Source organism: Knoellia sinensis KCTC 19936 (assembly GCF_000768705.1).
In the GTDB taxonomy this organism is placed as follows: Bacteria; Actinomycetota; Actinomycetes; order Actinomycetales; family Dermatophilaceae; genus Knoellia; species Knoellia sinensis.
The window spans coordinates 1-16,636 of sequence record NZ_AVPJ01000002.1; the positions used below are offsets into that span (position 1 = coordinate 1).

The following is a 16,636-nucleotide window of genomic DNA, read 5'->3' on the forward strand; positions in this document are numbered from 1 at the left end:
CAGGAGAGCCCGAATTCCTCGGTTGGGCACACGCCGCGCCGTGCCATGGCACTCGTGTGCTGGACTTGGCGACCATGGAGCACACCGCAGTCGTCCTCGTCGCCCACGGAACTCGTGACGTGCGTGGGGCTGAGACCGTGCGGCGGCTGGCGCGCCGCGTCGACGAAGCGCTCCCCACCCAGGAGGTGGCCCTCGCCTATGTCGACGTGCAGGAACCCCTCGTCGGCGCGGTCCTCGACGACGTCATGACGAGGCACGCCTCGGTGGTGGTGGTGCCGTTGCTGCTGAGCCGTGGCTTCCATGTCGATGTCGACATCGCCAATGCAGTCGCCGCCCACCCCGGCTCCCGCGCAGTGGCACCTCTGGGCCCCGATCCGCTCCTCGCCCAGCTGCTGGTCGACCGGCTCGTGGCGGCCGGCGTCGAGCGATCGGCGGACGTCGTGCTCGCCGCCGCCGGATCGAGCCGTCCTGTGGCAGCAGACGATGTGGAGTTCGCCGCCCTTCAGCTGGGCCAGCTCTGGGATGGCCCCGTGACCGTGGCGTATGCCGCTGGCACCGAGCCGTCGGTCGCCTCCGCTGTCGTTGCGGCCAGGGACAGTGGAGCCGACCGCGTGGCCGTCGCGTCGTACCTTCTCGCTGAGGGGTTTTTCCACGACCGACTCGGCGACGCAGGTGCCGACGTCGTCACGCCGGCGCTCGCTGCGGGTGGCGACTCCGACAGCTCAGGACTCGACGCCCTCCTCGCCGTCGTCCTCAGCCGCCTGGTCTAACTGTCGAGGTTGTGGGCCACGGTGTGGCGCGGCTCGTAGAGCATGACGTCGTCCGCTCCAGGGACGGCCATGAAGACGACGATGCCGAACCCACGGTCCACCGGTTCGGTCGTGAACTCCGCGCCGCGAGACCGCAGATCGTCCATCGTCGCCGCCAGGTCGTCGCACAGCAGCGAGATCGAATGGTGCTTGGGCGCGTGGAACCCGCCCTCGCCCGTCGTGGGGTGGACCCCGAGCTCACTCGGCCCTGACTGGAAGATGAGCCATTCCGGCTCGCCCTCCGGCACCTCGTCGCTGACGAACGGCCACTGCAACACGTCGCGGAAGAAGGCCCGCGTCGCCGGAGCGTCGTCCGAATAGATGAGCGTGTGCAGTGCGCTGATCATGCTTCGACCGTAGGCCCAAGCGCGCCGCCGTGGCGACCCCTCAGGGGGTGGTTTCCGTCGGGTTCGCTGCGGCGGGCTCCGCAGGGTCATCTTCCGCGGTGATGTCCCGGTGCCATGACTCCGTCTTGTATGCCGTGACCCACCCCATCGAGAGATACAAACCGTCCGCTCCGGTCGGGGAGTCGTCGTCGACCTCGAGCCCGACCCGATTGCGTCCGCGCTCGGCCGCGTCCTGGATCACGCTGTGCAGCAGGGCCTTGGCCACGCCACGACCGCGCGCGGTGCGGTGCACACCGATGTAGTCGACGTAGCTGCCTTCGGCGCCGGATGCGTCCGGCTTGAGGATGGAGGACACGACGGCTCCTCCGGGGACGACCTCGCCGTCGACCTCGACCTCCGCGATCCACCAGTGGTCCCATCGGTGGCCGGGGTCTTCACGCAGGCGGGTCAGGAACTCGGGGAAGGACTCCCGATAGCTGTTGAAGTGGTCGGCGAACGACTCCTCGAGCATGCGGTGCACCGTCTGGAGATCCGCAGCCACCGGCAGGCCGTTGTCGTGCTTCGCCACGCGCCGGATCGTCACGCCCTCACGGGGACCGGGCAGGGCGCCCTCCTCCGCCTCGGCGGCGGACACGGGTCGGGACATCTGCAACCACGTCCGGGTCTGGCGATAGCCGGCAGCGGCCAGCCACCGGCGCTGGCGCTCGTCGGCGGCGTAGGCGCTGGCGTCCAACTGGGTCCCGGGAAGCTCACGGCCTGCAGCGAACACCCGCCCGGCATCCTCCACCCAGGCGTAGAGCGCAGCGGCGAGCGCGTCGGCCTCCTCGTCGGAGATGCCCTCCACGGCGACGATGACCTCGAGCATGGTGCGCCCGCCCGCCCGGTCGTGGACCGACACCCAGCCGAGGATGGTGTTGTCGGCGTCGGTGACGACGGCCTGGTGCTTCGTCCACGACCCGGTGCCGGCGACATTGCTCTCGACGAGGTCTGGGTCGACCGAACTCGAGCCCTTGGCCGCCACCTGCTCGGCCTCGGTGAGGGCAATGAGCGCAGCCACGTCGTCGCGGGACGGGACGCGCGCAACCCAGCCGGACGGCATACCCGTCAGATCGGGCAAACCGGACTGGTGCGGCGGAATCTCGGTCTCGGACAACGGATCTGGCGTTTGCGAGGTCATGCGATGGGTCCTCTGGACTCGACGATGTGGACAAGGTCGGCGATCGAGTCCACCACAGCAGTGGGCCGATAGGGAAACAGCTCGACGGCATCCGGACGCGTGGAACCGGTGAGAACGAGGACCGTGCGCAGCCCTGCCTCGAGCCCCGAGACCATGTCAGTGTCCATGCGGTCGCCGACCATCACCGTGGTCTCGGAATGGGCGTCGAGACGGTTGAGGGCGCTGCGCATCATGAGCGGGTTGGGCTTGCCGACGTAGTAGGGCTGGCGCCCGGTTGCGGTCGAGATGAGGGCGGCGACGGACCCCGTGGCGGGGAGCGTGCCCTCGTGCGACGGGCCACTCACGTCGGGGTTCGTCGCGATGAAGCGGGCACCCTTCTCGATGAGCCTGATCGCCTGGGTGATCTGCTCGAACGAGTAGGTCCGGGTCTCGCCCAGGACGACGTAGTCGGGCGTGCGGCTCGTGAGGATGTAGCCGACATCGTGCAGCGCTGTGGTCAGGCCGGCTTCGCCGACGACGTATGCCGTGCCGCCCGGTCGCTGGTCCGCGAGGAACTGCGCGGTCGCCATGGCCGAGGTCCAGATCGACTCCTCGGGGATGTCGATCCCGCTGGACAGCAGACGCGCTCGCAGGTCGCGAGGGGTGTAGATCGAGTTGTTCGTGAGCACGAGGAAGGGCGTCTCGGCCGCACGCAGCGCGGCGATGAAGTCGGCGGCGCCGGGGATGGCGTGCTCCTCGTGGACGAGGACGCCATCCATGTCGGTGAGCCAGGTCTCGATCGGATGTGGCTCTGTCATTCCGCCATTGTGGTGCCTACCGTGTACCCATGGTGGAACCTCAGGCACACCGCACCGAATCCGACACGATGGGGACCATCGAGGTCCCGGCTGACGCGTACTGGGGTGCACAGACCCAGCGCAGCATCGAGAACTTCGACATCGGGCGCGACACGTTCGTGTGGGGGCGCCCCATGATCAGGGCGTTGGGGATCCTCAAAAAGGCTGCGGCACAGGCGAATGGTGAGCTCGGCGAGCTCCCTGCCGACGTCGCACAGCTCATCGCACGGGCGGCCGACGACGTCATCTCGGGTGACCTCGACGCGCAGTTCCCGCTCGTCGTCTTCCAGACCGGGTCCGGCACACAGTCCAACATGAACGCCAATGAGGTCGTGTCGAACCGCGCCATCGAGCTCGCCGGTGGTGAGCGCGGCTCCAAGACACCGGTCCACCCCAACGACCACGTCAATCGCGGGCAGTCGAGCAACGACACCTTCCCCACGGCCATGCACATCGCCGTCGTGCTCGAGGCGGTCGAGCGGTTGGAGCCTGCGGTCGCGGAGCTGCGCGAGGTCCTCGATGGCAAGCGGACGGCATACAAGGACGTCGTCATGGTCGGCCGAACCCACCTCCAGGACGCCACCCCGGTGACACTCGGCCAGGTCTTCGGCGGCTGGGTCGCGCAGCTCGACGACGCTTCACAAACCCTTGCGTATGCCGTGGAGTCGACTCGCGCTCTCGCCATCGGCGGGACGGCGGTCGGGACGGGACTCAATGCGCATCCCCGGTTCGGCGCGCTCACGGCGGAGAGGATCTCTGACGAGACGGGGCAGGCGTTCCGGCAGGCACCGGACCTCTTCGCGGCCCTGTCGGCGCACGACGCGCTGGTCAATGTGTCAGCTGGTTTGCGCACCCTGGGCGGGGTGCTCATGAAGCTCGCCAACGATGTGCGGTGGTATGCAAGCGGGCCGCGAAATGGCTTGGGGGAGTGGAGGATTCCCGAGAACGAACCCGGTTCGTCCATCATGCCCGGCAAGGTCAACCCCACCCAGGCCGAGGCGCTGACGATGGTGGCGACCCGGGTCTTCGGCAACGACGCCACGGTGGCGTTCGCCGGGTCGCAGGGCAACTTCCAGCTCAATGTCTACAAGCCCGTCATGGCGCACGCGGTGCTCGAGTCGATCCGCCTGCTGGCTGACGGCTGCCGGTCGTTCACCGAACACTGTGCGCGAGGGATCGAGCCCAACACCGAGCGGATCGAGGCGAACCTCGCGAGCAACCTCATGCTCGTCACGGCCCTGAACCGGCACATCGGCTACGACAAGGCGGCCGCGATCGCCAAGAACGCCCACAAGAAGGGCATCAGCCTGCGCGAGTCCGCGCTCGAGTCCGGTGATCTGACCGCGGAGCAGTTCGACGAGTGGGTCGTGCCCGAGGACATGACGCACCCCTGAACGGCACCGTTAGCAAGGCGCAAGCGCGGACGTCAAGGTCGTGGCGAGTTCTCGCCACATGCTCGACTCGGGGCCACTCGGACAGTCATCCTCATGTCGTCACGGGACGGCAGGTGGGTCCCGTGACCTTCGCGTTGCCGTCGCGCAACGGTCGGCGGGAGGTGTTCGTGGGCAGGGGGAGGGGCGCGCGAACACCCCCGCCAGACCGGCCGCTGCGACAGGTGGCCTGTGCTCAGGTGCGGCTCTGACGGCCACGCCCCAACATGTTGAGCACCGCTTCGGCACGTGAGCGCGCCTCGGTCAGGTCGAGGATCACTGAGACATCCCGGGCCACGGTGCGCTCGGACGTGCCGAGTTCGCGTGCGATGGCGGCGTCGGTCCTGCCCAGGCACACGCGCCTTGCCACCTCGAGCTGGCGCGCGTTGAGGGGCGGCTCCTCGCCACTGGAGAGGACGGCGCGCGACTCCTGCCAGGTCGCCGCCCACAGGGCGCGCGCCTGGTCGAGGAACTCGCCGCCGGTCGTCAGCCACGCCGTGGTGTCCCCGGCCAGGGTCTCCGGACCCTCGAGCACGGCGAACCTTTCGTCGCACAGGATCATCCGGATCGGGACCGGTCCCACGCGCACCCAGGGGCTGAACGAGGTGAGGAGGGGGTTGAACCGGATCGTGCGCGGAGAGGTGACGACCTGGAGGTCGACGCCCCGGTTCGTCGATCGGGGGTTGAGTTCGTAGCCCAAGTCCTCCGGATCGAAGATCAGGTGCGGAAGCAGGCTCCATGCAGAACGCTGAGTCGTGCTCTCGAGCCGGGCCAGGCCCGCCATCACCTCGCGCTGGCCGACACCGAGGAGGGTGAGGTTCGGTGGCGCGGTCACGCCGTCGCGGCAGGCCTCGCCGAGGTCGGCCCTGAGCGCCAATGCCAGCCGTTGCGCCTCTGACATCGACACCACCTTCCACCTGAGATTCTCCGGACCAGTATCCGGCACGACGTCAGACAGGATCCGCCGATCCACGCAGTGCCCACCGAATGGTCGGTGGCCTGACGGCTGCGCAGACCGGCTCACCACGCGCGTCGACGAGCGACAGCCGCCCCTCGAGGACATCGTCCGACTCCGCCGTCACCATCTCCTCGGGGTCGAGGACGCCGAGCATGAGCTTCGCCCGGCGCTCCATGACGAACCCGTCGCCCTCGTCCGTGCCCCAGGAGAGGTAGAGGAAGCGGTCACCACGCTTCCCCTGCACCCACGGCCCACGGAAATCCACCCCTTCCGGCGTGACCACCACGTCCAGAGCCGCATCGAAGACCATCGACGACCCGGAGATCGGGCGCGGCGTCACGACATCGCGGCCACGCTGCATACCGACAAGGACGGTGCGTCCCCCGATGACGGGAGACGGCAGCGGTTGGCCGACGATGCGCACGTCCATGCCGCCATGGTCCCAAGTGTGGCGTCGTGGAAGGGCGACACAGTCGCACTACGTTGTGAGGATGGACTTCACCGCACCCTCCCCCCACGGCGGCATGGGCGCCACGCTGGTCGACGGCGGCGTGACCTTCCGGGTGTGGGCGCCCCATGCGCTGCACGTCTGGGTCATCGGCGACTTCAACGAGTGGGACAGCGGCAACAACCCGCAGTTCGAGCGTGACGGCGACGGCAGCTCGGGCACGTGGTCGGTCCACGTCCCGGGGGTGCAGGCCGGGCAGGAATACCAGTTCCAGGTCGACACCGGCTCCGAGGTCGTGTGGCGGGCCGACCCCTACGCCCGTCAGATGACCAACTCCGTGGGCAACTGCGTTGTCTACGACCCGGATTCGTTCGACTGGGGAGAGAACGGCTTCCGTATGCCGGATTGGGACGACGTGGTCATCTACGAGATGCACGTGGGCACCTTCGGAGCCGGCGACGTCGAGGGAAGGGGCAGTTTCGAGGCTGCCATCGGACGCCTCGACCACCTGCGCGACCTCGGGGTCTCGGTCATCCAGGTGATGCCGCCGTTCGAGTACGCCGGGGACATCTCCTGGGGCTACAACCCGAGTCACGTCTTCGCGGTCGAGTCGGGATATGGCGGACCGGACGCCTTCAAGCAGTTCATCAAGGCTGCGCACGAGCACGGCATGGCCGTCATCGCGGACGTCGTCCACAACCACATCGGACCCTCGGACCTTGACCTGTGGCGCTTCGACGGCTGGTCCGAGAACGACGGGGGCGGCATCTACTTCTACAACGACTGGCGCGCCCAGACTCCTTGGGGCGCGACGCGTCCGGACTACGGGCGGCACGAGGTCCGTGGCTTCCTCCGAGACAGTGCGATGCTCTGGCTCGAGGAGTTCCGATGCGACGGACTGCGATTCGACGCGACGAACTACATCCGCTCCGTCACCGGCGGGACGTGGGACGGGGGCGCGGCGATCCCCGACGGCGCCGACTACCTGAGCTGGCTCACGACCGAGATCCGGGACAGCCAGCCCTGGAAGCTGCTCATCGCCGAGGACCTCCAGAACGACCCGACCGTGACGACGATGACCGAGCAGGGCGGGTTGGGGTTCCACGCGCAGTGGGACGCCGGCTTCGTGCATCCGGTGCGACGGGCCCTGACCGAGCTGAGTGACGAGCACCGGGACATGGGCGCGGTGGCCGGTGCCATCGACGGTTCGGGCCGAGGACCGGCGGGCAGTCGAGTCATCTACACCGAGTCGCACGACGAGGTCGCGAACGGCAAGACACGACTGCCGGAGGCCGTCGCGCCCGGCGACGCCGACTCGTGGGCCGCCAAGAAGCGCGCCGCGCTGGGCTTCGTCACCGTGATGTGCTCACCGGGGATCCCGATGCTCTTCCAGGGGCAGGAGTTCCTCGAGGACCGGTGGTTCGACGACTCGGTCGCCCTCGACTGGGGCAAGTCCGAGGAGCACTCAGGCATCGTCGCCCTCCACCGGGATCTCATTCGCCTGCGGCGCAACGCCGAGGGCGTCAGCCGTGGGCTCCGAGGCGTCGGCGCCAACTTCCTGCGCGTCGACAACGAGGCCAAGGTCATCGCCCTGCACCGATGGGCCGAGGGCGGGGTTCACGACGACACCGTCGTCGTCCTGAACTTCTCGACGCAGGTGTTCGGCGAGTTCGCGGTGGGCTTCCCGGCGCCGGGGCTGTGGAAGGTGCGGTTCAACTCCGACTCACCGCTCTATGCCCCGGAGTTCGGCGGGGTCGATGCCTTCGACGTCGACGCGTCGGGGCCGGAGATGGACGGCTGTGAGCAGAGTGCCGTCCTCACCCTCGGCCCCTACAGCGCCGTCGTCCTCACCCGCGAGACCTGACCCTGGTGCGCAACGTCAGCGTCAACGGTCGCTCTAGGAGCCGTTCACGCTGACGCAACGATGAGGGTGTTGCGCAACGTCAGCGTCAAAGGTCGCTCTAGGAGCCGTTCACGCTGACGTTGTGTAGGTGTCGGCGACGGCGAGGGCGGCGTCGAGCTTCTCCAGACCCTCACGCATCTCGGAGGCCGTCGTCGTGCACGGCGGCACGACATGCGTCCGGTTGAAGTGGATGAACGGCCACAGCCCCTGCTCCCGGCAGGCCGCCGCGAACGCCCCCATCGGCGCGGCCGCCGCTCCGGACGCATTGAACGGGACCAACGGCTCACGGGATTCCTGGGAGCGGACGAGCTCCACGGCATACATGAATCCGACGCCACGGACCTCACCCACGGACGGGTGACTGGCCGCCAACGCCTTCAGGCCGGGCCGCAGCACGGTCTCCTCGACGCCACGGACGTGCTCGAGGATGCCCTCCTCCTTGAAGATGCCGATCGACGCGACCGCGGAGGCGCAGGCAAGAGGGTGGCCCGAGTAGGTCAGCCCACCGGGATAGGGCCGGTCGGCGAACGTGTCGGCGATCGTCCGCGAGATGACGACCCCACCGATGGGTACGTATCCCGAGTTCACGCCCTTGGCGAAGCAGATGAGGTCGGGCGTGACGCCCCAGCGGTCGATGGCGAACCACTCGCCGCACCGCCCGAAGCCCGCCATGACCTCGTCGGCGATGAAGACGATGCCGTGCTCGTCGCAGATCTCGCGCACCCCGGCGAGGTAGCGACCCGGAGGCACCAGCACGCCGTTGGTGCCCACCACCGTCTCCAGCATGATCGCCGCTATCGTCGAGGCGCCCTCGACCATGATCGTGTCGCGCAGGTGCTGGAGTGCGCGCTCGCACTCCTCGGTCTCGGTGCTCGCGTGGAAGGCCGACCGATACAGATACGGGCCCCAGAAGTGCACGATCCCCGGCACCGAGGGCTCCGACGGCCACCGGCGCGGTTCGCCCGTCGCGGCGATCGCCCCCGCCGTGGCCCCGTGGTAGCTGCGGTAGGTCGTGAGAACCTTCTGGCGCCCGGTGTGCAGGCGCGCCATGCGCATCGCGTTCTCGGTCGCCTCGGCGCCGCCGTTGGTGAAGAACACCGAGTCCAGGTCGCCCGGCGCCAGCTCGGCGATGAGGCGCGCTGCTTCGGAGCGCACGTCGTTGGCGAACGCGGGCGAGACGGTGAGGAGTCGCTCCGCCTGCTGCTGGATCGCGGCGACGAGCTTGGGGTGCTGGTAGCCGATGTTGACGTTGACGAGCTGGCTCGAGAAGTCGAGGTACTTCGTGCCGTCGGCGGTCCAGAAGTGCGATCCCTGGGCCTTCGTGATCTCCGCAGGGGTGATCTGGGCCTGAGCGGACCAGGAGTGGAAGACGTGCGCGCGGTCGTCGTCAGTGGTCGTCGTCACCCTTGGCAGCATATGGGCCGATTTCGCAACGCGTCGTGGGTCACATGGTCAAAAACTGTTCAATGACCCGCGAGTAGGGCTAACGTGGCCCCCAGCCGGGCGCGCGTCGTGATCTCCCTGTACCGACGCGCGCCCGTGGCGTGTCTCCGGGCAGGTTGTCGAGCCTCGACAGGACAGGCAGTGTGTATGCCGTCCGCCCGCCGTCGGATGATTTGTGCACCTTCCGGTGTTGACACCTCCGAGAACGACCCCACCCCTCCCCGAGTTCCAGGAGATATCCGCATGGCCACCGTCGAGCTGACCGCCGACTCCTTCGAGAAGACCGTCACGAGCAACGACATCGTGCTCGTCGACTTCTGGGCCGACTGGTGCGGCCCCTGCAAGCGTTTCGCCCCCGTCTTCGAGGAGGCGTCGGAGAACCACCCCGACGTCGTCTTCGGCAAGATCGACACCGAGGCAGAGCAGCAGCTCGCCGCCGCGGCCCAGATCACGTCGATCCCCACGCTCATGGCGTTCCGTGACTCGATCCTCGTCTTCTCGCAGCCCGGCGCCCTCCCCGGCGCGGCGCTCGAGGACCTCATCGGCCAGATCAAGGGCATCGACATGGATGAGCTCCACGCCAAGATCGCGGCCCAGAACGGTGCCCCCCAGAACGGTGCACCCCAGGACGGCTCCGCGCCGGCCTGACCCGCGACCACCTCACGACAGAACCCCGCTCGCCCCACGGCTGGCGCGGGGTTCTGTCGTCCGCGGCGTCCGGTGCGCGTGCGGCCTGTCGCTGCCGGCTGTTTGGATGGGCGCATGTCGATGCCCTACGTCGCCCTTGGCGATTCGTACGCCGCGGGCGTCGGTGGGGGTGCACGCCGCAGCGAGTGCTGGCGGGCGGTGGAGGGCTATCCCGTGCTCGTGGGCCGCAGGCTCGGGCTCGACGTCGCCTACCAGGCGTGCCTCGGGGCGACCATCGGCAACGTCCTGCGCGACCAGCTCGCGGCGCTCGGGCCCGAGACGACACACGTGTCGGTGACCATCGGCGGCAACGACATCGGCTTCGTTCCGGTGCTCGTCGAATGCGCGAAGCCGTCGTGGATGGTCGACTCCGACCTGGCCATCGGCGAGGCCCTCGTCATCCTCAGGACGCAGTTGCCCGCTCGCCTGGAGGGTATGTTCGCGAGGATCCGCGACGGTGCGCCGAGAGCGCGAGTGGTGGCGACGGCATACCCCGTGTTGTTCAACGGTGAGGACTGCAACGCGCTGACGTTCTTCAGCCCCCACGAGATGCGGCGCATCGAGGCCGGGATCGGTGAACTGGCCGGCGTGATCGAGGGTGCAGCGCGGGCTGTGGGCGTCGAGTTCGTCGATCCTCGGAGCGACTTCGACGGGCACGCCATCTGCGACCGGGAGGAGTGGCTCAACGGCGTGGCGTGGCCGCTCGAGGAGTCCTATCACCCGAACCTCGCGGGGCACGCTGCCTATGCGCGGCTCGTGGCGGGCGCGCTTGCGGCGGGAATGGCGGGCGAGGTCGGTCCGGAGCGTTCAGTGCGGGTGGTCGAGGGGCCGGCCCGCAGGGGTGAGGCGCCGACCTTCCGCCTCCCGGACCTGCTCTCGACGCAGAGTCTCGACGGGGCGCGACGGTTCGGGTTGAACGTCGAGGTTCTCACGAGGCTGGTGCGGGAGGAGCGCCACGACGAACTGCATGCCCTCGACGAACGTGTGCGTGAGCTGCGCGGGCGCTGAGTTCCGGTCGATGACCCCGGACATGAGTCAGCGCTGAACCGTGGTGCGGTTCAGCGCTGGGCTGCGGGTGCCTGCGCCGGGCCGGTGGGCACGGCGGAGCGATGGATCGGGTGGAGCGGGTGAAGGGGTGCAGGTCGGAGCCGTGGGGGGGCTCAGACGTTGCGGTGGTGCTGCTGGTACTGCGCCGCGACCATGAGCTCGTGGCTCGCGCGGGTGTAGTCCATGTCGACGGTGGTGTTCCAGCCCGAGGCTCCGGCGCGGCGGAAGTTGCGCAGGCGCTCGGCGATGCGGTGGGCGGAGGTCATGGTCTGGGTGCGGGGGATCATGTCGTCAATGATCCCGACTTCAACTGGTTAGCACAACGTGACTTTACTACGGAGTAGTTAAGCAACACTGTAGAATCGGGGACATGCTCGACCCGCACCGTCTCAGGGTCTTCCGCGCCGTCGTGAGCAGTGGTGGCGTGCAGGCCGCAGCCGACAATCTCGGACTCACCTCGAGCGCGGTGAGCCAGCACCTCGCCGCGCTCGCCCGCGAGACGGGCCTGACGTTGTTCCAGCGACAGGGGCGCGGCATCGTCCCAACCCAGGCCGGGGTCGAGCTGGCCGACCAGAGCGAGGAGGCGATGAGCCAGTGGGGGCGCCTCGACTCCGTCGTTGCCGACCTCCGGGAAGGGCGCACGGGGCGCCTCACCGTGGGGTACTTCGCGTCGGCCGGCTCCGCGTGGATGCCCGCGCTCGTCAAGGAGCTCACGGCGGAGATGTCCGACCTCACGGTCGACCTCGTCCTCACCGAGGTGACGAGCCGCAACGTCACGCCGGACATCGACATCATCACCGACCTCCCGGACTCGCCCCCGCGTGCGGGCTATCGACGGGTCTACCTGGCGAACGACCCCTACGTCGCGGTGGTGGCGCGCGACCACGAACTGGCGAGCCAGCGGTCCGTGGCGCTGGCGGACCTGCGGGGTGAGACCTGGGTGTCGAACGACCTCGTCGGCAATCCCGGGCACAAGATCCTCGTGCAGGCGTGCGCCGCAGCGGGATTCACTCCGCGGTTCACGGTGCAGGCGCAGGACCACTACTCGGCGATCCAGTTCGCCGCCGCGGGCGTCGGGGTGTCGGTCATGCCGCGGCTGGCGGCCCGATCGCTGCCGCCCGAGGTCACGCGGTTGCGCATCACCGACCCCGCTCCGGTCCGTGAGATTGCCGCGATGGTGCGCGAGACCGGTCGACCCAACCCCGCGGCCGAGCGGATGCTCGAGATGCTCATCGACCTCAACACTCACCCGGCTCGCCGAGGTCGCCCCACCATCGCCTGACCCGCGCTTGCGTCCGGGGATGTGGTCGCCCGGGCAGCCAATGTTGCGGACGCTGCGGGGAGTGCGTCTCCATCGGCTGGCACAGACATGTGCGATTGACGACACTGTGTGTCACACACTATGGTGTGACGCATGGACGAAGATCTCATCGCAGGACACCTGCAGGAGCTCCGTCGGGGCACCGTGGTCCTGGCCTGCCTGACGACGCTCTCGCAGCCGCGCTACGGCTATGCGTTGCTCGAGACCCTCGCCGACGCCGGGTTCGCGGTGGACGGCAACACGCTCTACCCGCTGTTGCGACGGCTCGAGAAGCAGGGGCTCCTCACGAGCGAGTGGAACACCGACGAGGCACGGCCGCGCAAGTTCTATCGGGTGAGCCCCGACGGCGCGAGCGTCCTCGACCAGCTGATGACCGAATGGCGATCGCTCGACGCGGCGATCGGGGCCCTGGATGGGGCGCACGACCGAGGAGACAACCAATGACGACCAAGAGCACCTTGACCGACCGCTATGTCTGGACGGTCACCCGCCACCTGGGAGCCGACACCGGGCCGGACGTCGCCCGCGAACTGCGCGCCACGATCGCCGACGCCGTCGACGCCAAGGTCGACGCCGGCACCGATCCCGCCGTCGCGGAGGAGGAGGCCGTCTCGGAACTCGGCGACCCCGAAGTCCTCGCGCGGCAATATGGTGGGCGGCCGGCATACCTCATCGGTCCCGGCGTCTATCCGGACTGGGTTCGCCTCATGCGGATTCTGCCCGCGATCGTGCTGCCGCTCGCCTTCGTCGCGAACTTCACGGCAAAGGTCGCCACGACTGACGAGAACTGGGGCTCGCTCCTGCTGGAAGCGTTCCTCCTCGTGCTGTCGGTCGCGGTTCACCTGGCCTTCTGGGTGACGGTGACGTTCGCGATCATCGAGTGGAAGCGGCCCGAGTCCGAGCGCGACCAACCCCTCAGCGCGTGGAAGCCCAACCAACTCACGACCGAGGTGCCCTGGCGGCAGGTCGGACTCGGCGAGACGATCGTCGAGGCGGTCTTCGCCTTCGCGCTGGCGGGGCTCGTGGCGTGGCAGTTCTCGGGTGTCGGTGAGAACGGTGTCCAGGTGCTCAACCCCGACCTGCACGCCGTCTGGAAGGTGGCTCTCGTGGCGCTGTTCGTCGTCGACGGCCTGCTGGCGATTGCCGTGTGGCGGGTCGGGCGGTGGACGCCCACCCTGGCGGCGATCAACGTGGCCACGAATGCTGGGGCGGCGATCCTCATGCTGTGGCTGCTCTCCCGAGACGAACTCCTCACCGACCTCCCGCAGGTGCTTGGCGAGAAGTTCGGCTGGTCGACGGAGTGGGCGATCTCGACGCCCGTGGTCGCGTTCTTCATCGTCGCGATCGCGGCTTGGGACGCGATCACGGCGGTGTTCAAGGCCCGGCGCGCCATCCAGGGCCAGCGCACCGCCTGAGGACCGCCCGTCCCGAACTCACCCAATAGCACGCTTGGGGACATTGAACTTTCAATGTCCCCAAGCGTCCTATTGGGTGGCTTAGGGACGGGTGTGGGGTGGGTGGAGGAGCTGGGTCTCGATGACGGCCGACGGGTTGATCGGGCCGTAGATGTGCGGGAACGTCTCGCCCGTCTCGGGATTGCCGACCTCCCGGACCAGCCGCGACTCCAGCAGTTCAGGGTCGATCGTCAGCAGGAGCAATTCGTGCTCCACGTCCCCATAGAACGTCGTGAGCACGAAGCCGAGTTGCTCCGGGTCGCAGCAGTGGATGAACCCCTCCTCGGCCAGTGACCGGCCCAGCGTGGACTCGGTGAACGCGCCGTCGGACACGGCCTGCTCCCACGTCCGAGGCGACGTCACGTGGTGGATGTGGCCGGGGCCGATGACGCTCACCGCTTCGTCACCTTGTCGATCGACATGACGAGGATGACGCGGTCGGCCTTGTCCGGCGGGATCGGCGTCATCGGGTTGCCGTAGCGCGCCCCGAGCACCGGGTAGAACCCACCATCGGGATCAGGGATGACCTCGACGAGCCGACCCCGGACCTCGACGAACCTCATGGGGTCGTCGGGGTCGATGACCTCCAGGGCCATCGCCGGGTTCGCCTGCAGGTTGCGGAACTTCGCCCGCTTGTTGGTGTGCGTGAATCGCAGTGTGTTGGACTCCTTGTCCCACAGGAACCACATCGGGTTGACCTGGGGGGAGCCGTCGGGCCGCACGGTGGCCAAGTGGCCGAAGTTCGGGTCCTCGAGCAGGTGGGCATGGGCTTCGGGAACGGACGCCATGGCACCCAACCTACGTCGCGGCATACCCTCGCCTCCATGCCAATTCGCGAGGCCACCCCCGACGACGTCCCGGCCATCCTCGAACTCGTGCACGCGCTCGCGGTCTATGAGAAGGAGCCGGACGCGGTCGAGGCGACCGAGGAGCACTTCCACGCCGCGCTCTTCCCGGAGTCGGGCACGCCGACGACGTTCGCGCACGTCGCCGAGGTCGATGGTGAGGTCGTCGGGCTGGCGGTCTGGTTCCTCACCTTCTCGACGTGGACCGGCGTCAACGGCATCTGGCTCGAGGACCTCTTCGTCCAGCCGGAGCACCGGGGGAGCGGGCTGGGGCGCGACCTGCTGGCGTCGCTGGCGGGGGTGTGCGTCGAGCGCGGCTACCAGCGTCTCGAGTGGTGGGTCCTCGACTGGAACGAGCCGTCGATCGGTTTCTATCGCAGCCTGGGTGCGGTCCCGCAGGACGAGTGGACGACCTTCCGCATGGACGGTGCAGCGCTCGCCGAACTCGGCGCCTGAGCGGATACCTTGAAAACCGGGAGCAAAGAGCGGTGTGTATGCCGTCCGCCCACCTTCCGCTCACCCCTTGCGTCCGCAACTGTGGTCGCCATCACGACCAATGTTGCGGACGCAGTGGGAGGGGTCAGGGCCAGATCGAGGTGACCCACTCGGGGTGGTCGATGAACGGGTTGCGGTTGCCCTGCCACTGGCTGTGGATGCGGTCGTTGCGCCGCTTCTCGAAGGCGTCCGGCGGGTCGCCCGCGCTCCACGCCTTGAGGGTCGTGAGCCGCCCGACGTAGGGCGTGGACCCGTTGCCCGTGACGTTGTTGGGCTCCAGGTTGGCGAAGCCGTCGCCACCCTCGTAGCGAATCGCCATGTAGAGGATCATTCGCGCGACGTCGCCCTTGACCGAGTCGCGCGGCTCGAACGAGTCGCCGTCACGCCAGCAGTCCGAGCACTGGTTCACGGCCGAGCCACCGTTGTCGAAGTCGAGGTTCCCGCGCTCGGAGTTCACCGTGACGTCCTCGGGGCGGAGGTGGTGGACGTCGGTGCCGGGGCCGGGCGTCGTGCCGAAGCTGCCGTGGCTCTGCGGCCAGACGTGCTCGCGGTTCCACTGGTCGACGCCGCCACCGTTGTTGGACTTGGCAATCGAGCGACCGGAGTAGATCTCGATGACGTTGGCCGCGTTGTTCGGGTCCTGGTCCGTGTCCTTGAGCGCCGTCCACACCTGGTCGTACGTGAGCACCGACTGGTCGCTGATGATCCCGTGCAGTGCGCTGCGCAGGGCCGAGCCGGACTTGCCAAGTGCGCCGGCGTAGTAGGTGTCGGTCGGGTTCGATGACGTGGGAGTCGGGGTGGGTGTGGAGGTGCCGGTCGGCGTGGGAGTGGGCGTTGCACCCACGGACGCGATGGCCGTCGGCGACTTCAGGCCGGCGTGGGAGAAGTAGGCGGTCAGCTGACCGGTGACGTCGACCCGCTTGCCCAAGAGCGAAGGGTTCGTCCTGAGGCCCCATGCGTTGCGCCACTGCGTCGTCAGCTGGACGTAGACCATCTTGGTCGTGTCCGTGGTGCTCGCCGAGTCGGCCAGGGCGATGGCGTAGTCGGCCGAGAAGTTGCTCCGGTTGACCGTCGACGTCGCCACGGGCTCGCCGACGATGTAGCCGCGAACCGTCTGCGACGTGCCGTTCTGAGTCGCGATCGCCTGGCTCACCGTCAGGGGAGTGGCGGCGGTGGCGGTGCGTGCCGTGACGGCGGTGAGCGCGAGGGCGCTGAGGAGGGCGACGAGGAGCAGCGCGACGAGGGTGGTGACGCGGGTCTGGCTGCGCGACGTGAGGGGCGCGGTGGTGGGCATGGCGCACAGCCTGCACCCGGCATACGAGGCATGGGGCAAAGGCTCGGTGAGCGTTCGGCAAGGGTTCGGCAAAGAACCCTGACTCGGGGTGGGGACCCTGAGGCGACTCGGGGTGATCCAAGGGGCCGATCGGGTCCCGTCC

19 protein-coding genes are annotated in these 16,636 nt (G+C 68.5%); 9 read left to right on the forward strand and 10 right to left on the reverse strand.

The annotated features are described in order from the left end of the window. A partial coding sequence (locus N802_RS02750; protein ID WP_342666736.1) for a sirohydrochlorin chelatase occupies nucleotides 1-770 on the forward strand: 770 nt, incomplete at its 5' end. Here the strand turns inward: N802_RS02750 and N802_RS02755 are convergent. Genes N802_RS02755 through N802_RS02765 form a run of 3 tightly spaced genes read right to left on the reverse strand, consistent with a single transcriptional unit; the run spans nucleotide 767 to nucleotide 3,130 of the window. Next, nucleotides 767-1,156, reverse strand: coding sequence for a VOC family protein (locus tag N802_RS02755; protein WP_035911993.1), 390 nt, complete (start codon nucleotides 1,154-1,156; stop codon nucleotides 767-769). The two genes, N802_RS02750 and N802_RS02755, sit on opposite strands and share 4 nt — an antisense overlap. Nucleotides 1,157-1,196: 40 nt before the next feature. Continuing rightward, complete coding sequence (locus N802_RS02760) at nucleotides 1,197-2,333, reverse strand: GNAT family N-acetyltransferase (protein WP_342666737.1); 1,137 nt, start codon at nucleotides 2,331-2,333, stop codon at nucleotides 1,197-1,199. Continuing rightward, nucleotides 2,330-3,130, reverse strand: a complete 801-nt coding sequence (locus N802_RS02765) for an HAD-IIA family hydrolase (protein ID WP_035911995.1) — start codon at nucleotides 3,128-3,130, stop codon at nucleotides 2,330-2,332. Before N802_RS02765 ends, N802_RS02760 begins: the two co-directional genes overlap by 4 nt. Nucleotides 3,131-3,159: 29 nt before the next feature. Here N802_RS02765 and fumC point away from each other — a divergent pair, with 29 nt between their 5' ends. Then, nucleotides 3,160-4,563 carry a class II fumarate hydratase gene (fumC, locus tag N802_RS02770; RefSeq protein ID WP_035911998.1) on the forward strand — a complete coding sequence of 468 codons (1,404 nt, stop codon included), beginning with the start codon at nucleotides 3,160-3,162 and terminating at the stop codon, nucleotides 4,561-4,563. Nucleotides 4,564-4,795: 232 nt separating this feature from the next. Here fumC and N802_RS02775 read toward each other — a convergent pair whose 3' ends face one another. Next, nucleotides 4,796-5,500, reverse strand: coding sequence for a helix-turn-helix transcriptional regulator (locus tag N802_RS02775; RefSeq protein WP_035912001.1), 705 nt, complete (start codon nucleotides 5,498-5,500; stop codon nucleotides 4,796-4,798). 49 nt (nucleotides 5,501-5,549) lie between these two features. Then, complete coding sequence (locus tag N802_RS02780; protein WP_035912002.1) at nucleotides 5,550-5,987, reverse strand: DUF5990 family protein; 438 nt, start codon at nucleotides 5,985-5,987, stop codon at nucleotides 5,550-5,552. 61 nt (nucleotides 5,988-6,048) lie between these two features. On the opposite strand from N802_RS02780, the gene N802_RS02785 reads away from it, so the two are divergent. Further along, nucleotides 6,049-7,869, forward strand: a complete 1,821-nt coding sequence (locus N802_RS02785) for an alpha-amylase family glycosyl hydrolase (protein WP_035912005.1) — start codon at nucleotides 6,049-6,051, stop codon at nucleotides 7,867-7,869. A 108-nt stretch (nucleotides 7,870-7,977) separates the two neighbouring features. Here the strand turns inward: N802_RS02785 and N802_RS02790 are convergent, their stop codons facing one another. Further along, nucleotides 7,978-9,324 (reverse strand): aspartate aminotransferase family protein, encoded by a 1,347-nt coding sequence (locus N802_RS02790; RefSeq protein WP_035912007.1) that lies wholly within the window; start codon nucleotides 9,322-9,324, stop codon nucleotides 7,978-7,980. Between the two features lie 270 nt (nucleotides 9,325-9,594). Here N802_RS02790 and trxA point away from each other — a divergent pair, with 270 nt between their 5' ends. After that, on the forward strand, nucleotides 9,595-9,999 hold the full coding sequence (gene trxA, locus N802_RS02795; RefSeq protein WP_035912010.1) for a thioredoxin: 405 nt from the start codon (nucleotides 9,595-9,597) through the stop codon (nucleotides 9,997-9,999). A 114-nt stretch (nucleotides 10,000-10,113) separates the two neighbouring features. Continuing rightward, a complete protein-coding gene (locus N802_RS02800; RefSeq protein WP_052109357.1) occupies nucleotides 10,114-11,046 on the forward strand; it encodes an SGNH/GDSL hydrolase family protein in 933 nt (310 codons plus the stop codon). 152 nt (nucleotides 11,047-11,198) lie between these two features. On the opposite strand, the gene N802_RS20125 is transcribed toward N802_RS02800, so the two are convergent. Then, complete coding sequence (locus tag N802_RS20125) at nucleotides 11,199-11,372, reverse strand: hypothetical protein (RefSeq protein WP_156971254.1); 174 nt, start codon at nucleotides 11,370-11,372, stop codon at nucleotides 11,199-11,201. Nucleotides 11,373-11,455: 83 nt separating this feature from the next. Here N802_RS20125 and N802_RS02805 point away from each other — a divergent pair, with 83 nt between their 5' ends. The 3 genes from N802_RS02805 (at nucleotide 11,456) to N802_RS02815 (ending at nucleotide 13,821) form a co-directional block, all read left to right on the forward strand. After that, nucleotides 11,456-12,367 (forward strand): LysR family transcriptional regulator, encoded by a 912-nt coding sequence (locus tag N802_RS02805; RefSeq protein WP_035912012.1) that lies wholly within the window; start codon nucleotides 11,456-11,458, stop codon nucleotides 12,365-12,367. 132 nt (nucleotides 12,368-12,499) lie between these two features. Then, nucleotides 12,500-12,850, forward strand: coding sequence for a PadR family transcriptional regulator (locus N802_RS02810; protein ID WP_035912015.1), 351 nt, complete (start codon nucleotides 12,500-12,502; stop codon nucleotides 12,848-12,850). Then, entirely contained in the window at nucleotides 12,847-13,821 is a 975-nt protein-coding gene (locus N802_RS02815; protein ID WP_035912019.1) for a permease prefix domain 1-containing protein, read from the forward strand. The genes N802_RS02810 and N802_RS02815 overlap by 4 nt, the downstream gene beginning before the upstream one ends. A gap of 81 nt (nucleotides 13,822-13,902) precedes the next feature. Here the strand turns inward: N802_RS02815 and N802_RS02820 are convergent, their stop codons facing one another. Together N802_RS02820 and N802_RS02825 are read right to left on the reverse strand one after the other, a co-directional pair. After that, nucleotides 13,903-14,256, reverse strand: coding sequence for a DUF952 domain-containing protein (locus tag N802_RS02820; protein ID WP_052109358.1), 354 nt, complete (start codon nucleotides 14,254-14,256; stop codon nucleotides 13,903-13,905). Beyond that, nucleotides 14,253-14,648 carry a PPOX class F420-dependent oxidoreductase gene (locus N802_RS02825; RefSeq protein WP_035912022.1) on the reverse strand — a complete coding sequence of 132 codons (396 nt, stop codon included), beginning with the start codon at nucleotides 14,646-14,648 and terminating at the stop codon, nucleotides 14,253-14,255. Before N802_RS02825 ends, N802_RS02820 begins: the two co-directional genes overlap by 4 nt. 36 nt (nucleotides 14,649-14,684) lie before the next feature. Between N802_RS02825 and N802_RS02830 the strand changes: the two genes are divergently transcribed. Further along, complete coding sequence (locus tag N802_RS02830; RefSeq protein ID WP_035912027.1) at nucleotides 14,685-15,161, forward strand: GNAT family N-acetyltransferase; 477 nt, start codon at nucleotides 14,685-14,687, stop codon at nucleotides 15,159-15,161. A gap of 124 nt (nucleotides 15,162-15,285) precedes the next feature. Here the strand turns inward: N802_RS02830 and N802_RS20980 are convergent, their stop codons facing one another. Continuing rightward, nucleotides 15,286-16,494 carry an endonuclease gene (locus tag N802_RS20980; RefSeq protein WP_035912029.1) on the reverse strand — a complete coding sequence of 403 codons (1,209 nt, stop codon included), beginning with the start codon at nucleotides 16,492-16,494 and terminating at the stop codon, nucleotides 15,286-15,288. Nucleotides 16,495-16,636 lie beyond the last annotated feature (142 nt).

Coding starts and splice junctions, on each gene's coding strand:
- N802_RS02755 (WP_035911993.1), bottom strand. CDS start 1,156: ATGATCAGCGCACTGCACACGCTCATCTATTCGGACGACGCTCCGGCG.
- N802_RS02760 (WP_342666737.1), bottom strand. CDS start 2,333: ATGACCTCGCAAACGCCAGATCCGTTGTCCGAGACCGAGATTCCGCCG.
- N802_RS02765 (WP_035911995.1), bottom strand. CDS start 3,130: ATGACAGAGCCACATCCGATCGAGACCTGGCTCACCGACATGGATGGC.
- fumC (WP_035911998.1), top strand. CDS start 3,160: ATGGTGGAACCTCAGGCACACCGCACCGAATCCGACACGATGGGGACC.
- N802_RS02775 (WP_035912001.1), bottom strand. CDS start 5,500: ATGTCAGAGGCGCAACGGCTGGCATTGGCGCTCAGGGCCGACCTCGGC.
- N802_RS02780 (WP_035912002.1), bottom strand. CDS start 5,987: ATGGACGTGCGCATCGTCGGCCAACCGCTGCCGTCTCCCGTCATCGGG.
- N802_RS02785 (WP_035912005.1), top strand. CDS start 6,049: ATGGACTTCACCGCACCCTCCCCCCACGGCGGCATGGGCGCCACGCTG.
- N802_RS02790 (WP_035912007.1), bottom strand. CDS start 9,324: ATGCTGCCAAGGGTGACGACGACCACTGACGACGACCGCGCGCACGTC.
- trxA (WP_035912010.1), top strand. CDS start 9,595: ATGGCCACCGTCGAGCTGACCGCCGACTCCTTCGAGAAGACCGTCACG.
- N802_RS02800 (WP_052109357.1), top strand. CDS start 10,114: ATGTCGATGCCCTACGTCGCCCTTGGCGATTCGTACGCCGCGGGCGTC.
- N802_RS20125 (WP_156971254.1), bottom strand. CDS start 11,372: ATGATCCCCCGCACCCAGACCATGACCTCCGCCCACCGCATCGCCGAG.
- N802_RS02805 (WP_035912012.1), top strand. CDS start 11,456: ATGCTCGACCCGCACCGTCTCAGGGTCTTCCGCGCCGTCGTGAGCAGT.
- N802_RS02810 (WP_035912015.1), top strand. CDS start 12,500: ATGGACGAAGATCTCATCGCAGGACACCTGCAGGAGCTCCGTCGGGGC.
- N802_RS02815 (WP_035912019.1), top strand. CDS start 12,847: ATGACGACCAAGAGCACCTTGACCGACCGCTATGTCTGGACGGTCACC.
- N802_RS02825 (WP_035912022.1), bottom strand. CDS start 14,648: ATGGCGTCCGTTCCCGAAGCCCATGCCCACCTGCTCGAGGACCCGAAC.
- N802_RS02830 (WP_035912027.1), top strand. CDS start 14,685: ATGCCAATTCGCGAGGCCACCCCCGACGACGTCCCGGCCATCCTCGAA.
- N802_RS20980 (WP_035912029.1), bottom strand. CDS start 16,494: ATGCCCACCACCGCGCCCCTCACGTCGCGCAGCCAGACCCGCGTCACC.